Annotated in this window: 14 protein-coding genes and 1 tRNA gene; 4 read left to right on the top strand and 11 right to left on the bottom strand. The window is 54.7% G+C overall.

Annotated features, from left to right (window positions below; all coding sequences use genetic code 11):
• Positions 1-57: 57 nt before the first annotated feature.
• Positions 58-1,683 (bottom strand): CHASE2 domain-containing protein, encoded by a 1,626-nt coding sequence (locus DYY88_RS03180; protein ID WP_052288220.1) that lies wholly within the window; start codon positions 1,681-1,683, stop codon positions 58-60.
• 415 nt (positions 1,684-2,098) lie between these two features.
• On the opposite strand from DYY88_RS03180, the gene DYY88_RS03175 reads away from it, so the two are divergent.
• On the top strand, positions 2,099-2,836 hold the full coding sequence (locus tag DYY88_RS03175) for a DUF928 domain-containing protein (RefSeq protein WP_084606951.1): 738 nt from the start codon (positions 2,099-2,101) through the stop codon (positions 2,834-2,836).
• A gap of 139 nt (positions 2,837-2,975) precedes the next feature.
• Here DYY88_RS03175 and stpA read toward each other — a convergent pair whose 3' ends face one another.
• Entirely contained in the window at positions 2,976-4,259 is a 1,284-nt protein-coding gene (stpA, locus tag DYY88_RS03170; RefSeq protein WP_039725365.1) for a glucosylglycerol 3-phosphatase, read from the bottom strand.
• Between the two features lie 185 nt (positions 4,260-4,444).
• On the opposite strand from stpA, the gene DYY88_RS03165 reads away from it, so the two are divergent.
• Entirely contained in the window at positions 4,445-4,858 is a 414-nt protein-coding gene (locus DYY88_RS03165; protein ID WP_039725364.1) for a hypothetical protein, read from the top strand.
• A gap of 192 nt (positions 4,859-5,050) precedes the next feature.
• Here DYY88_RS03165 and DYY88_RS23945 read toward each other — a convergent pair whose 3' ends face one another.
• Both DYY88_RS23945 and DYY88_RS03160 read right to left on the bottom strand, forming a co-directional pair.
• A complete protein-coding gene (locus DYY88_RS23945) occupies positions 5,051-5,209 on the bottom strand; it encodes a hypothetical protein (protein WP_160299499.1) in 159 nt (52 codons plus the stop codon).
• A gap of 540 nt (positions 5,210-5,749) precedes the next feature.
• A complete protein-coding gene (locus DYY88_RS03160) occupies positions 5,750-6,142 on the bottom strand; it encodes a hypothetical protein (RefSeq protein ID WP_039725363.1) in 393 nt (130 codons plus the stop codon).
• 426 nt (positions 6,143-6,568) lie between these two features.
• Between DYY88_RS03160 and DYY88_RS03155 the strand changes: the two genes are divergently transcribed.
• Together DYY88_RS03155 and DYY88_RS03150 are read left to right on the top strand one after the other, a co-directional pair.
• A complete protein-coding gene (locus DYY88_RS03155; RefSeq protein WP_039729290.1) occupies positions 6,569-7,333 on the top strand; it encodes a M48 family metallopeptidase in 765 nt (254 codons plus the stop codon).
• Positions 7,326-8,423, top strand: coding sequence for a tocopherol cyclase family protein (locus DYY88_RS03150; protein WP_039725362.1), 1,098 nt, complete (start codon positions 7,326-7,328; stop codon positions 8,421-8,423). Before DYY88_RS03155 ends, DYY88_RS03150 begins: the two co-directional genes overlap by 8 nt.
• 5 nt (positions 8,424-8,428) lie before the next feature.
• On the opposite strand, the gene DYY88_RS03145 is transcribed toward DYY88_RS03150, so the two are convergent.
• The 7 genes from DYY88_RS03145 to DYY88_RS03115 all read right to left on the bottom strand — a co-directional run bounded on the left by DYY88_RS03145 (position 8,429) and on the right by DYY88_RS03115 (position 14,000).
• A tRNA-Asn gene (locus DYY88_RS03145) sits at positions 8,429-8,500 on the bottom strand.
• A gap of 82 nt (positions 8,501-8,582) precedes the next feature.
• A complete protein-coding gene (locus DYY88_RS03140; protein ID WP_039725361.1) occupies positions 8,583-9,152 on the bottom strand; it encodes a YacP-like NYN domain-containing protein in 570 nt (189 codons plus the stop codon).
• A 111-nt stretch (positions 9,153-9,263) separates the two neighbouring features.
• A complete protein-coding gene (locus DYY88_RS03135; protein ID WP_039725360.1) occupies positions 9,264-9,602 on the bottom strand; it encodes a tRNA-binding protein in 339 nt (112 codons plus the stop codon).
• Positions 9,603-9,660: 58 nt separating this feature from the next.
• Positions 9,661-9,930 (bottom strand): YciI family protein, encoded by a 270-nt coding sequence (locus DYY88_RS03130; protein WP_039725359.1) that lies wholly within the window; start codon positions 9,928-9,930, stop codon positions 9,661-9,663.
• Between the two features lie 16 nt (positions 9,931-9,946).
• On the bottom strand, positions 9,947-10,441 hold the full coding sequence (locus DYY88_RS03125; RefSeq protein ID WP_039725358.1) for an ureidoglycolate lyase: 495 nt from the start codon (positions 10,439-10,441) through the stop codon (positions 9,947-9,949).
• 47 nt (positions 10,442-10,488) lie between these two features.
• Complete coding sequence (locus DYY88_RS03120) at positions 10,489-13,167, bottom strand: CHAT domain-containing protein (RefSeq protein ID WP_039725357.1); 2,679 nt, start codon at positions 13,165-13,167, stop codon at positions 10,489-10,491.
• 197 nt (positions 13,168-13,364) lie between these two features.
• The gene (locus tag DYY88_RS03115; RefSeq protein WP_039725356.1) at positions 13,365-14,000 is read right to left on the bottom strand and encodes an alpha/beta hydrolase; all 636 of its coding nucleotides are present in this window, start codon (positions 13,998-14,000) and stop codon (positions 13,365-13,367) included.
• Positions 14,001-14,136: the final 136 nt, after the last annotated feature.

Here is a 14,136-nt window from a genome sequence, read left to right as displayed (position 1 = left end):
GCCCCCAGCGGTTCCGCCACGACCTGTACGCAGAGAGTTGAGGACTGGATAAGCCGATCAGCTCTCTGCGTCCGGTTTGTCTGATTTGGACTTGAGGTCGCTGGTCGATTTGAAGCGCTCCGCTTTCTGCTTCAAATTTTGCAAATAATCATCGGTGGTGATGGGCTCCGATGGCTCGTCAGACGCTGATGTTGCCGCTGGCGTTGTGCTCGTTCTGGTATCGGTGGGAGTTGTCGACTGCTTGCCTTGGCGGCGGGCGCGCAACTCTCGGGCTTGGGCTTGCAGGGTGTTGAAGTATTCCGTATCGGTGATTTCGGCGACCTGTTCGCCCACTTTGCTGTGGTCAATCTCAATGTCTAAGCGCAGGAGCACCTTCATTTGTTTGTAAACGGCTTGGCCGTAATCGCTCTTGTTGAAGCGATCGAGCAAGACTACGCCGCCTGAGGCAAAACCCAGGGCTAAAGCGGCGGGCACAATCGGTAGCCATCCCCCCTGTAGGAAGACAACAAAGCACAGGCCATAGAGTCCCCCCAGTAGAGCGATCGCGACGGCTCCGTAAGTCACAGGACGGCGAATATAAGTGGCAAACAGCGCCCCGCCAAGGCCCCAAATGACGACCCACAGGGCCTCGCCCCAGGTTGGCAAACTCCACAGCAGGGGCCGATCATCCAACACGGCGCTCAAAATTTGACTGACGGATTGGGCATGAACGATCACGCCCGCCATTTTTTGACTGTCGCGTAAGCCGCCACTAAAGGGGGTATAAAACTCGTCTTTTGCTTCTGGGGTGGTGGCCCCGATCAGCACGATGCGATCGCGGATCTGAGCAGCACCGACATCCCCCGACAACACATCTGTCAAACTTACCTGGGGCACCGCCATTCTCGCTGCCCGATAGTTCAACATGATTTGATACCCTTGGGCATCAATGTTGTGATATCCGCCCAGGTTCGATTGCAGTCTCGACAAAACGACGTTGCCGAAACGAAGCTCTTGTTCAGCGGTCACCTCAAGTTCTATGCCTTCGGTGGTGAGGTATTGTCGCGCCAGTTGTAACCCTAACGAAAACAGTTGAGCGTTGGGATCATTGCAAATGTGGGTGCCGACCGTATCGGCATCAGTCGGTGGCGCCGCAATCAACAGACTCCGCCGCAAGATCCCTCCCGGATCAACGACTAAATCAGAAAAGCTAACTTGGGCTTCTGGAGTGCCGGGGGGGGGCGGTACCCCTGGATTATCGGGACTACTAATTTTGCAAACCGGAAAAATGGTGCTGTTGTTTTGAATTTGCTCGAGCAGCGTGTCTCGCCCCTCGCCGATGGGCAAATCTCGAAACATATCAAGGCCGACAGCGCGGGGCTCGGCCTCAATCAAGACAGATAAGAGTTCCGCGATCGTGTCGTCTTGAATGGGCCATTCTTGGCGCGATTGAATATCGGTTTCGTCGATACCCACGACGAGGATGCGATCGTCAGGCAAGGGCGTGGGTCGCAGCCGCATCATCTGGTCGTACAGCCCTAGCTCTAGCCCTTGTAAGGCACCGACGGCACGCACCCCGAGCACTAATGCGCTGGCTGCCAGCGTCGCGAGCACTGACGGCTGACCAACTTTGCCCGCCTGGGCCAGCAGACGTTGCCATCGGGACGATTGCGGGGAACTTTTAGGAGGGGGCGGAAAAGCCATATTGATCAAGTAAGCGGGAGCAAAAGTCAGTCAGCAACGTCATCTAATTCTAACGGGGGAGATCGCTGCCGCACGTGGGGATGCCGTGATTATAAAATTCACTCAAGAACTGTAACAGTGATCTGTAATCCCGACATCTTCGGGTGTAGTTCCCGGTGACTGCGCTTATAACTGAGGTACTAGGTTCAGAGTGAACTTCGCTACCCTGTTAAATACACTGTTGTCGAAGCGAAACATCAGCTTCCCCACGCAGCCCTTGCGCCTTGGCATAGTAGGTTACCCTACCGACGGTGAAAAACGAGTAGGTGACACTGCTCTGGTCAGGCGTTACGACTAAAAGCTGCGTTGTCATTGTCATTAATTTTGAATTTTGTTAGTCAGTCGTCACATCCGTAAGTTAGGTGGATTCAGGTTTATGAAAAGTCGTTTGCCATTATCAAGTTGGACTCTGTCTGTATCCGCTGGTTTGTTATTAGGCGGGAGTGTGCTGTCGCTAGTGGGGCCTGCGATCGCCCAAAGCAATATCCAATTACGATTGCCTGACATCAGCGCCCCCGGCAACCGCGAATCCGGTTCAACTCGCAGTGCTACTTGCATCGCCCCTGACGAGAGGCTGGTGGCGCTCATACCAGAGAGCAACTATGGGCTGACGGAGAGCGCTTTTCCCACCGTTTATTTTTACCTGCCAGAAACGACCGCCGAGCATCTGAAATTTGTGCTGCTCAACGAAAGCACCAATGAATTACTTTACGAAGGGCGCTTCAAGATTGACGGTAGTGCTGGCATTGCGAGCGTGAGCTTACCTGATAACGGGATTCAGCAGCCGCTCGCCGTAGGTGAAGCGTATGTTTGGTACATCTCAGTCATTTGTAATCCGGCTGACCCCAGCGCTGATGTGGTCGCCGAAGGCCAAATGGCGCGAGTCGAGCCCCTGGAAATCGCAGCGAGTGCTAGCGAGGCTGAGTTACCGGCTCTCTATGCCGAAGCGGGGCTCTGGTACGACGCGATCGCGGCCTCGGCCCGCCTGAAGCAAGATGCCGAAAATTCTGACGATTGGAATGCGCTACTCGATGCAGTGGAGCTGGATGACTTGATTCCGGCCGATTTGCTGAGTCTCTCTGCCTTACCCGACGCAGCGTCGATGGTGCCGTAGCCACTGCTCAAAGTTCATTTTTTCAGACAGGCCATTGTCAGCCTCAGCCAGCGGCCTTTTTCATCGCTGAACGAGCCTGTTCCAGCAGCATTGCGTCAACTGACTGCCCAACTACAATGCCTGCCCGGTCATCGACGGCTTAAGCTTGGCGGCGGTTCGTCGCTGCCGTTTGGAAGGCGGCACAGTATTCCTGGTAGCCCCCTGGAAAAACAACATTTAGCGTGAGGGGATCACTTTGGTCGGCGGGATCTCCCGGTCCAGCAGTTACGACTGGTTGACCATTACGTTGCTCAACCGTGAGCGGGCGGCGATTCTTCAGTTCGCCGCCACTGCTATCCACATAGGTCACAACATTGCCGACCCCCAGCGATCGCCCAATATCTTGCACCAGTTGCAAAAAGTTGCGATCGCTGCCGCCCCGCTTGGCTACCGACTGCCCCGCCTCTACCATCACTTTGCTGGTGACGGTATCGCCGACGCCGACCATCAGCGGCATCAGCGCCGGGTCAAACTTATCTTGCACGAGTTGAATCAGCGCCTGATGATCATGAGGGGCCACCCGCACGCTGAAATCTTCCCCAAGAGGATAGTGTCCGGTGCGCTGCGCATAATAGCGATTGAGCAGCGCCAACACGCCCGCTTCTTTGATCGCGCCCCGCAACATGAACTGAAAATCAGTCGTCCCTGATTCTGCTCCCTGGCTGAGCCAAATGACCTCTTGTCCGTGCTGATCGCGACCATGGTTTGGGGCGTAATGGACAAAGAACGCATCCTCTAGTCCCTGGGCGGCGGCTTCGGCCAACAAGTCATCCATCAGTGACTGCATGGCTTTTTGAAGGGCTAAGTAAGTTTTGTGATCGCCGTCCAAAGCGCTATGGAAGGTGTTGAGGTTGGCGGTTGGCGATGCCACATTTTCCAGCGCCGAAGACTGAATACAATGCTCGATGGTTTCAGCATCTAGCGGCAGCGGGTGAGTCTGAACAAATTGCCGTAAACAGGCACGAATGCGATCGGGGACCTGCTTTAAAAAAGCTAACTCGGCTTTGCTAACACCAGGATGCGATAGGTGGCCCTGACGGGTTTGCCACTGTACGCCCCCAGCGGCCAAGCCAGGTAAGTAACGCTCTGCTTGTTTGACGGTGGTGGCATCGCCAAAGGCTCGTTCAATGATGCCGTTGACGCCCCGCTCACCAATATGTTCGCCGTTGGTCAACACAAAAAAATGGCCATCAAATGCCTGGGTTGCTGTTACATACTCGGTCGAAATTTGGCGGTCGAGGGGGTCTTTGACCAGGCCCATACATACGCCATCCAAATCTTGAATGATCAGTAGATTTTCGGTTTGGCTGAGCAGCGCTATGAAGCGATCGTGATCGAGAGAATACGTTTGAGCGTGCAACGGCAGATCAGTGGCAGAGGTCATGGTGGATGTCAGGTTGGCTTCTGCCTCAGCCTATCAGGATGCTGTCGCTGAGGGCTCTGCCGGGGGATTGATGCCGCTGCCCCATACTGCAATCACTACTCGTAGCGATCATTAAACCGAACCCATGCCGCTCACCAGGCTGTCTACACTCAAAGGGACTGAGAAGATTAGCGGAGGAGCGGAAGATGCGCTATCAAGCTCGTCGTTATCAAATCACAGTTATTCAGCCCAATGGTCGTGAGCCGGAGGTGCAAGGTTGGGAAGAAATTGATCTGAATGGTCGGCGTCATGTGCGCTATTTCAACGCTGATGACTCGTTTCCTAACGCTGAATGGTTTGATGATTTTTGGGGATCTGCGACTACGCTGCCTGACTTTACTCAGGACACTGTCCCAGGGCTCGACACTCGCTGGTCACACTCATCCCCGCGACATATTCAAGTTATGACTGACGGCCCTGAGGATGAGTCTGCAGGCGCTGTAAGTCAGAGTTTGGAGCGATCGCGGCAAGTGCTGCAACAGGCTACTCGCAAAATTACTCAAATCGCTCGCAATGTGCCTGCCGCTTGGCGAGCTGCATGTCGAGAGCTCAATCGTTAGCCAATGCTTGCGCCATTTCCTCCCTGACGAGAGCCCTTCAAAACTGAGAGCGTCACTTTACTCCGTTGCTTCGATATTGCCTCAACAGTAAAGTGGCGCTTTCAATGATGGTCGCAACAGCCAGATTGCCCGGCGTTTCATCCTCAGCCTTGGTTAGAGATCATCCCTGTCAGGCTTTGGCCGCGTTCCTGATCATTCGTTATCAGACTCAAGGATCTGTTTGGCCGCGATCGCCTGATCATCGTCAGTTTGTAGAGTGTTACGACGCTTAGCTAGAGAATCCAACATTTGTTGCCGAACGGCAGAAGCCCAAGTGTCAAAATCGCGGGAAGGTGTTTTAAATGCCTGCATAATTCAAAAGTTTAAGTTAACAACTGTTTAAATCTCAAATGAAGCTTTAGAGCCTCATCCTTAGCCTTCCACAGACTCACGCACGAAATAACCGGAAAGATAGAAATTTTTACGTTTTTTTTGCCTTATTTCTCTTGTCCTAATTGTTGCGCAATGTATCTCTTGACGCCAATTCAAACAGCTGTGAAAAATGTTTGGGAGTGCGACCCCCGAACAAGCTTCTGCACATACTCTCTGAGCATTCGTTGAAAACGACTAATAGACTGTGTAGAGAGGGCTTGACGATGTGACTTGTGATCTATCAGAGTCAAACATTCAAACATAAAAGTCATCAGTCCATGACAAGAAGTTGGGCCAAATATTGGTGTTTCTTTTGTTGACTTGAATGAGTCTAGAGCGCACCAGAAAATTTTCTGAGCAAGATCTATTGTGGCGAACAAAGTCCGGTTGCCAAGGGCGATTTTGGGTACTGCCCGATACGTTTTGCTGACCGAATGTTGAGATATAAATTTATTTTTTTAGGGGTTGCTAACAATGTGTTCAGTCAGGGTCGGAAGCTTGGCTGTCGCGACGTCCCAACTCATAAACGCCACTGCCAACAGCGCAGAGTAGGCCCAGGCTGACTGACCAACTGCCGCCTAATCCCCAAATGACGCCATAGTGGATGACCGTGCCCAGGGCGATGAAGGGCAAAACACTGAACATTGATGCCCAGAAGGCGTTTTGTGATTCACGTCCGGCGCGCGTTTTCTCAAATTCTTCTTCTGAGAGATAGAGCGATCGCTCAGCAAAGTTGAACCAGCGAGTGAGTTGCAGTGTCACCCAATCGCTGACTGGTGAAAAAGCCAGATACAGCGATAATGCCCATAGGGTTGCCCCTGAGACGGCTAATGGATCAACCGAGAATGAAAATGGGAACAGTTCCGTAAACATGGGTGCGGCACCAAGATCGATAGAACGCAGTCAAAAAAGTTGGTCGCTTACCAAGCAAGCAGTCGATGGTCAGAAGAGCGAGTGTTGGGGGCAACCGTTGACACTCTCAGCCGGAGCGAACGCTCAACGCGATGACGCAACGTAGTCGTCAGCTACCCCACGCCGATGTCGCCAAACTGTCATGTTTGTAAATTAACGCTTAACAGGATCAATGGGCAAAGTGGCTAGGACGAGGCAAAGTGCTTGTGGTGTTATTGCTCAACGCAATGAGTTGAGTGTTGCCGGGTAAGGGCTAGCGTCGTGATCCGCTCATCCTAACTGGGTGGGTGACGCCGAGTGGTACATTTGAATTGTAATGTGGGCGATTACAGCCTCCCAGAAAACGATAAAATTGAGTCTCATGCGATCGCGATCGCTTCTCCTCCCATGACAGAAACTGTTCAGCAACTTACGTTATTTGCCTTGAGTGACCATCAGTCTCCATTGCCGGAATATCAAGTGCGCGAAAGTCAGCGGGCGCGTCATGTTTCTCTCAAAATTTCTTTCCAGGGCACGCTAGAGGTGGTGGTGCCGCCCGGTTTTAACGAAACTGAGATTCCCAGCATTTTAGAGCGACGGCGCGGGTGGATTACCAAAACCCTCAAGCGGATTGAAAAGCAACGAGCGACCTTGCCCGCCGCCCATAGTGTAGAAACGCCAACGGAGTTGGAACTGCGATCGCTGAATGAAGTCTGGCAGGTCGTGTACAAGTCAACGCGCGATTCGACGGTGGCGTTGACGCAGAGTAATCCTCAAGAACTTACCCTGCGCGGCCCGATCGAAGATGCGATCGCCTGCCGCGAGTTGCTGCGCAATTGGCTGCAGCGTAAAGCCCGCGTTGAGCTCGCCCCCTGGTTGCAGCAGTTGAGCCAGCGTTGTGATCTCGCCTATAGTCGCATGGCCGTCCGTGGTCAGAGCACTCGCTGGGGCAGTTGCTCTTCTAAACAGTCCATCAGTCTCAACTACAAGCTGCTATTTTTGCCGTCGACCCTGGTGGACTACGTGCTAATTCATGAGCTGTGCCACACCGTGCATATGAATCATTCCAAAGCGTTCTGGCAATTGGTGCGGCAATATTATCCCGAGTTAGACCAAGCCAAGACTGACCTCAAGAAAGGTTGGCACTATGTCCCTAGCTGGGTCGATGCCTGATTTTTTTTGGACGCCTCACAGCGGTTATCACTGGGATGGGTCGGCCAGGCGATTCTTTGAAGGGTGGTACGTCCGCCTCACGTTGCCGACATTGGGTGAAACGTTTGCGTTCATGTACTCCATTGACGACCCAGCGGGACAGTCGACCTTAAGTGGTGGCGCGGCGCAAATTCTCGGCCCAGAGGAGCAGTATCACCTGACCTGGCTGCCCGAGTTGCGCGGATTTTGGGCCTGGCCCCATCGTTTAGGCGTCGGGCATTGGCAACGAACGGCGGACGGTCAGCGGGGCGGCTATCTACCATCCGCTGAGTTTTGGGACATTGCCCAACAAGGCTATCAACTGACGGCGACGCAACATCAGGGCTGCTTGGTAGATGCGGCAACAGGGGCGATCGCTCGCTGGCATTACGACATTGACCCTGTGTACGGCTGGGGAGCCGCCAACCAAACTGCGCAGGCCACGGCAGGATGGCTGTCCTATTTGCCCATTTTTGAGCCGGGTTGGCAAGTGCTGATGGCTCACGGACTCGCTACGGGCTGGGCGGAATGGCAGGGCCGTCGTTATGAATTTGAGCAAGCCCCCACCTACATGGAAAAAAACTGGGGCGGAGCCTTTCCGCAGCGCTGGTTTTGGGTCCAGGCGAATGCGTTTGCCGCTCTACCCGATCTGACCATTACCGCTGTGGGTGGCAAACGGCAGGTGCTAGGTCGCGAGGAAACCGTGGGGTTAGTGGGATTGCATTGGGCGGGCCAATGTATCTCGATGACTTCGTTGCGAGCGGCGGTCACCTGGCAAGTTGCGCCCTGGGGCCATTGGCAGATGACGATCGCCGATCATCGCTATCGCATTGTGTTGCAAGGACGATCTCAGAGCGCCCCTGCCCAGGTAAGAGTCCCCACCTTGGAAGGATTGCGTTTTGAGTGCTGGGATACGACTCGCGGCCAACTCACCGTGGAAGTGTGGCAGCGATCGCCCCTCTCGATTTCAGACCAGTCACTGATTCTCAAGGCTGAAACTCACCTGGCGGCCCTCGAAGTCGGAGGCAAAGGCTGGCAACAACCTTGGCACTTTGTCCAAGGCGCTATTTAGTTAAACTCCCCAGGCTGGATTCGAACCAGCGACCAATCGATTAACAGTCGACCGCTCTACCGCTGAGCTACTGAGGAACGCGAATGCTATATTAGCGAGATTTCGTCACCTTTGGCAACCGCTTCCGGAAAATTTGCGGGAATTTTTTGAAACCCCTCGTCAGGAACCGATATTGGGACGTTGCTCTAACTGATTGCGGAGAGCCCGTAGGCGATCGTGCACAGCGGGTTTAAGAGCGGTATTAAACCGCTGAGACGTCTTACCAGCCCTGCCGCGATGATTCTTGCGTCCCTGCTGCACGGTGGCCCGTAAGTCTTGGGCCAGGCGCTGAGCCGACATCCACTCAGCACCATAGCCCGTGACGGTGTGACGATGGGCCTGGTCAGAGGTAGCCACAATCAAACGCAAATTGAAATACTGCACATCTTTTTGCAATTTTGCGCACCACTTTTCAATGCAGCTATCGGCGGTTTGGCCGTAATCGGTGTAGTGAATGAGGACGTCTTGGGTCACTGGCTCCTGCCAGCTCGGTTGCCGTTGTTCGTAGGCGTCAAAGACAATCCGAGTTCTGAAGCCTTGGTAGGCGCTGTAATTTGTGAGTTCTTCAACCAATTGATCACGGGCGATCGCTAAGGTTTCGCGATCGCGCAGGCGTGAAAGCCGAGGCCAAGCACCGATGATGTTGTAGCCATCCACTAACAGCAGTGGCTGAGGAACTGAAGGTTTCATGGCTCTAAGGCATAAAAATGCAATTCTTAATATTTTCGTAATTCCACGCTAACTTATTTTTCGGCAATTATCTGTTGCCGCTGTGACTCGCGGCGCATCCAGGCTTAATTGCTATGCCAGTCTTGCCCCATTTTGCAGGTTTTGATCGGGCACTGCCAGCACCACTTGGCCCTCCGAGTTGTAAAAGCCCGTGACTAAACATTCTGATTGAATGGGGCCAATCTGTTTGGGCGGAAAATTCACGACTGCAATCACTTGTTTGCCGATCAGGTCTTCCTTTGAGTACAGCGCCGTAATTTGCGCACTCGACTTTTTGACGCCCAGCTCGTCGCCAAAATCTACCTGCAAAATGTACGCCGGTTTTCGCGCCGCGGGAAAATCGCTCGCCTCAATGATGGTGCCGACTCTTAATTCAACTTTTTGAAAGTCATCCCAGGTGATTTCTGACATGGTGGAAAATGAGAAACTTCAGGCTAGGTTCGGGAGCGGCGGCGGCTCTCGTCTGGGTTCAAAATACTTGATTCCAGGCGTACAGCTCGTATTCTGTCCAGATGCCGTTTTGCCAGTAGGGATCGTTCTCGATGAGTTGGCGCACGGTGGCTTGATCATCCGCTTCGTAAATGCCAAAGACCTTGGTGTTATCCATGGTTGGGCCGAGGGAGAGCAACACGCCGCGGTCCTTTTGCGATTGCAGCCCCGCCAGGTGATCGGCACGGTAAGGCGTACGTTTTTCGAGGGCGTCTTCGCAATAGCTGCCCCACATCACAAATTTCGCCATCAATCGTCCTTGTTCTCTACACGATTTCAAATTCTACGTGGAAGCGCGATCGCAGGTTGCAGGTTTGGTGATCCACCACGTTCGTATCACTCAGTTCCAAATTATAGAAATCCACGACGGGTGCGTTGAATAGCGGTCCCGCGTGCCAGGTGCCGACGTGGAGCTTGACAAAACAATTACCGGGAATGCGAAACGCTTGAATCGTTTCAGGATTCGGCTCATCAGCATCGCTGGGGGGAGCCACCGCCATCAACCACTCGGCGCCTGCCAGCGAACCCAAACATTGTGTGCAGCGGCGATGTCGGGTAATCGCATGAAACTGCTGTCCCTTGCCCGCTAAGCGCATGATGTAAAAGCGAGGAATCCCTTCATCCAGCTTCAGCTGAGCATCATCGGGGCCATAGGGAGCACCGTCTTCTGAAGGAAAAATCACCTGCCCGAAGGGGGCAAATGCGGCTGCGGTGATCGACTCAGCTTTCAGGGATTTAAGGATGGCGGACGAGGAAGTCATAACACAGGCCAGCGCGACTGACTCCACTGTAGCGGCAAGGAGAAAGTTTATTCTGGGTCAGGAAGCACTGAACTGCTCGTTTCTTGCTCCCAAAAGCGATAGGCCGTGCGCCAGTCTTCTAACAAATCGAGACTCCAAATCCAATTGAATTGGTCTTCGGGGGCGTCGGTCACAATACCCAGCTTTTGCGGATCCATCCAACTCAGCTCGTCTATCTCTTGTAAGCGCAAGAAGTATTCGCGGGCGATCGCTCGATTCAACTCTGCCTCCGCATTCAAAATTCCCTGGTCAGTCTCGCTGGCCGCGCTCAGGGCAGCATCTTCCTCTAGGGCCGCAAGATTCATGTTGGCTAATCGGGTGTTAACCATAATCAGCCCGGCATAGGCGTGCAGCACAACGGGATCGGCGGGCACGTTGCCAGCGGGGTTGGGCTGGCGCTCTCGTTGTGCATCGTGCAAGGTCAGGGCCGCTTCCCAGTTGGCGATCGCGGCATTCCAGTCGCCCTGGGCATAAGCGGCAAAGCCGCGGGCGATGCGTCCCTCAATCAAGGTGTCATCGGTGCGATCCCAAGCTTCACGGGCCTGGGCGATGTAGGTGCGTTGGTTAAAGCGGCTATCAAACTCGCCCTGCTCATTTGCGATGAGCTTCGCTTCTTGCCAAGCTAGACGCCCCTTGATGAAGAGTAAATCGGACTGGGTAGCGTCTTTGACCCAAGTCCAAATAGGATCGCTAACGTCGCTATGGGTGGCATTGCCCATCAACGCTTGATCTAACGCCAGGTTGAAATCTTCCCGAGCATCGGCGTAGCGATCGCCCCGAATAGCCTCTTCAGCTCGGCGAATCAGGGTGTCTGGGTCGTCGTTAGCAGGTTGGGGTGCAGCCGGAGTGACGGCAACATCGTCTTCCGTGACTACCGAGCTGGGCGAGTCTCCTTGGGCAAGATTGGCGGTGTCATTGCCCCCCCAACGCAGGGCCACCAAACTCAGTCCTAAGACCCCGACGATGCCCACCAGCCCCAAGGCAAACCAGACCAGGATGGGCTTTTCAGGGGGGCGATTCGGTCTTGTGTGAGTGGATGACGGGGCTGATGAGCGAGAGGCGGTTGAGGGTGGCGGGCTAGAGGAGGAGATCGTGGGCTCTGCTGGCGATCGCTCCGTCGTGCCATCCGGCGGTGAGACGTCTGGCAACGTGTCATAAATCGCCATCCCAGCCCGGTGATTCTGATCATCGATCAGCACTTCTTCGGCATCGGCGGTGATCGGCGATTCCTTGGTATTGGCCGAGTTTTGCGACAGTTGTTGCACATAGCTGGCAAGCAGTTCGTCCTCTTCTGCAGCTGGAGAATTGGACGTCTCTAGTTGGCTCAGCAGGGTCGCGGCGACTCCTGCGTCAGCCGGTAAATCGGGCAACGGCACCGCAGTATCGGTTCCCGATTCGGGCGGTAGCACGGTCACTGAGGCACTGGCGACTGCTGCTGCCGGGCCAGTTACGTTGGCTGAGTTAGCGTTGGGGGCTGCTTCCAGGTCAAGGGGCGAGGGAGCCGTTTCTGGGGCGGAGAGCACATCGGGATTGAGCTGGGCGTCGGCTGCGCGATCGCGTCGGGTCAAGTACCCATCAAATTCCGGATGCATGTACAAAATGGGCAAGGCCCAGTAATGCTGGTCTGAGCCAAAACTGGCGAGCAAGCCTTGGCGAGTGCGGCTCAAGCTCACATCAATGGGAAAGCCCCGGCGCAAATTTTGATAAAAGAGTTGAGTAAAGGCGATCGCCACCCCATCCGGAATGCGCTCTGCCATAGCAATGACGCTGGGCACCCCGCGCGTCACCAACGCCTGCACCAAATTTTGCTGCCGCCAGTCCATTTCGGCATCATCGCCTGCGGTATGACCGCTACGACAAGAGTTGAAAATCGTTAGCGCCACCTGGTTATTCACCAGCAGACCCGCCAAGTCATCGCCTGACAGCCGCTCCGTCAACCCCGTTTGGCGATTGACGAGCGAGAGATCGCCGCCGCTGTGGCCAAAGTCGCTGTGGCCGGCATAGTGCAGTACTTGATAGTGCTCTTGCTCTAGCTTTTGGGCCAGTTGACTGCGATCGGGTTGCTCCAAAATATCAATCTGAATCGCGGTGGCCTGGACTGTAGGCCGCGCCAGCAAATCTTGAATCTGGCGCACCTCTTGCAACAGTTGCAAATGATCTTGATCGTGAGGGCTCGCTAGCACCATCAACACGCGAATCGTGTCATCTACTCCTGACAGCGCCTGCATTTCTGCCGTTTGGGTCACGAGCAGATTCGCGGCATAGCGGGCAAAGGTTTGGTTCCCCTGAGTCGTAATCGGTTGTTGCCCCTGACGCAGCAGTTCCCAGGGCAGGCGTTGCAAGCGACTGTCTTTGAGTCCCAGGCGCAAGCGCAAAATTTCGTTACGGTTTTGGGCGATGCCCTGCGCCCGCAGCCAGCTCTCGCGAATCGCGTCGTCTTGAAACAAGGCCTGATACAGTTCCTGACCCAGAGCTTGCAGTCCTGAGGGACCGCTCAAATCCACCTGCCCCTGCAGCAGCCCCAACACTGGGTCGTCCATCGCTGGTTGCGCCATTTGGAGCCAGTCTTCCACCGGCCACTCCACCTGTGACTCCGCCACGGGGACCCCGGCCGCTGTGTCTTCAGTGCGAATCAGATAGCGATCGCTACCCAGGGCAGTGATAGATAAATGAAATTCTTGAGTCACGGCAGATCGCAGTTGGGGTAAACGGCATCAGTTCAGAGTCCCCACATTAGACAGGCACTCGTACCTCTTTTCAGGTTAGTTCACAGATTTATTGATGAGTCCTCCCCAGTGGACAGGTGGCAGAGTGGATGTGCCCCTCCGCTCCCTTACCCCCTCCGCTCCCTTACCCCCCCTGCTCCCCAACTCCCCAGCTCTGATCAAATCGGCAACTGCTCACAAAATAGTCGAATCTCTCGCAACACCAGCGGCGAAATCTCATGGCCCATGTCGTATTCCTGATAAGTCAAATCCACCGCTTGCGCTTTCAGGGCATCCCGCGACTGATGGGCTCGGGTGATCGGCACTACTGGATCTTGCCTGCCGTGAACCATCAAAACTGGCCCCAATTCAGCATTGGGAGCCGTTGAGCCATGCATGTAGCCACTCAAAATCAGTGCCCCCGCGAGCGGCAGTTGCAGCCCCACATCCAGCGTCATTGCGCCCCCTTGCGAAAAGCCCGCGATCGCTGTCCTCTCGGGTGGAATGCCCGTCTCCTCTGCCACTTGGACTAACCACTGCCCCAGCAATGCCCGACTTTCTTGCAAATCGGCCTGCTGTGCAAAATCGTGATCACTCTGAAAGTCATACCCCAGCGGAAAGCCATACCACATCCGTCCCCCTGGTGCGTGGGGATGCGGAAACGGCGCATCGGGAAACCGCATTTTGAAGCCTCGCAACGGCAAATAATCGGCTAACGCTGCCAAATCTTCCGCATTCGCCCCCCAGCCATGCAGCCCAATCAGCAGCTTATCCGCTGCCGTATCGGCATCTCTTGCGATCGCCCTCAACACCATTTCCTATCTCCTCGCAACATTCGGTCTCGATTCTACCCTCGCGCCCCCAGTCCCCCAGTCCCCTACTCCCCATCTCTTCCCCCCTACCCTCAAACTCTCTGACCCTCACACTCTTCCCCCCCCTACCCTCACTCCC

It is taken from the genome of Leptolyngbya iicbica LK (assembly GCF_004212215.1).
GTDB classification, from domain to species: Bacteria; Cyanobacteriota; Cyanobacteriia; order Phormidesmidales; family Phormidesmidaceae; genus Halomicronema; species Halomicronema iicbica.
Note: the sequence above shows the minus strand (reverse complement) of the source record. Positions and strands in the feature narration are given on the sequence as shown.

Coding starts and splice junctions, on each gene's coding strand:
- DYY88_RS03155 (WP_039729290.1), top strand. CDS start 6,569: ATGACAGAAACTGTTCAGCAACTTACGTTATTTGCCTTGAGTGACCAT.
- DYY88_RS03175 (WP_084606951.1), top strand. CDS start 2,099: ATGAAAAGTCGTTTGCCATTATCAAGTTGGACTCTGTCTGTATCCGCT.
- DYY88_RS03150 (WP_039725362.1), top strand. CDS start 7,326: ATGCCTGATTTTTTTTGGACGCCTCACAGCGGTTATCACTGGGATGGG.
- DYY88_RS03180 (WP_052288220.1), bottom strand. CDS start 1,683: ATGGCTTTTCCGCCCCCTCCTAAAAGTTCCCCGCAATCGTCCCGATGG.
- DYY88_RS03140 (WP_039725361.1), bottom strand. CDS start 9,152: ATGAAACCTTCAGTTCCTCAGCCACTGCTGTTAGTGGATGGCTACAAC.
- DYY88_RS03165 (WP_039725364.1), top strand. CDS start 4,445: ATGCGCTATCAAGCTCGTCGTTATCAAATCACAGTTATTCAGCCCAAT.
- DYY88_RS03115 (WP_039725356.1), bottom strand. CDS start 14,000: ATGGTGTTGAGGGCGATCGCAAGAGATGCCGATACGGCAGCGGATAAG.
- DYY88_RS23945 (WP_160299499.1), bottom strand. CDS start 5,209: ATGCAGGCATTTAAAACACCTTCCCGCGATTTTGACACTTGGGCTTCT.
- DYY88_RS03135 (WP_039725360.1), bottom strand. CDS start 9,602: ATGTCAGAAATCACCTGGGATGACTTTCAAAAAGTTGAATTAAGAGTC.
- DYY88_RS03130 (WP_039725359.1), bottom strand. CDS start 9,930: ATGGCGAAATTTGTGATGTGGGGCAGCTATTGCGAAGACGCCCTCGAA.
- DYY88_RS03160 (WP_039725363.1), bottom strand. CDS start 6,142: ATGTTTACGGAACTGTTCCCATTTTCATTCTCGGTTGATCCATTAGCC.
- DYY88_RS03125 (WP_039725358.1), bottom strand. CDS start 10,441: ATGACTTCCTCGTCCGCCATCCTTAAATCCCTGAAAGCTGAGTCGATC.
- stpA (WP_039725365.1), bottom strand. CDS start 4,259: ATGACCTCTGCCACTGATCTGCCGTTGCACGCTCAAACGTATTCTCTC.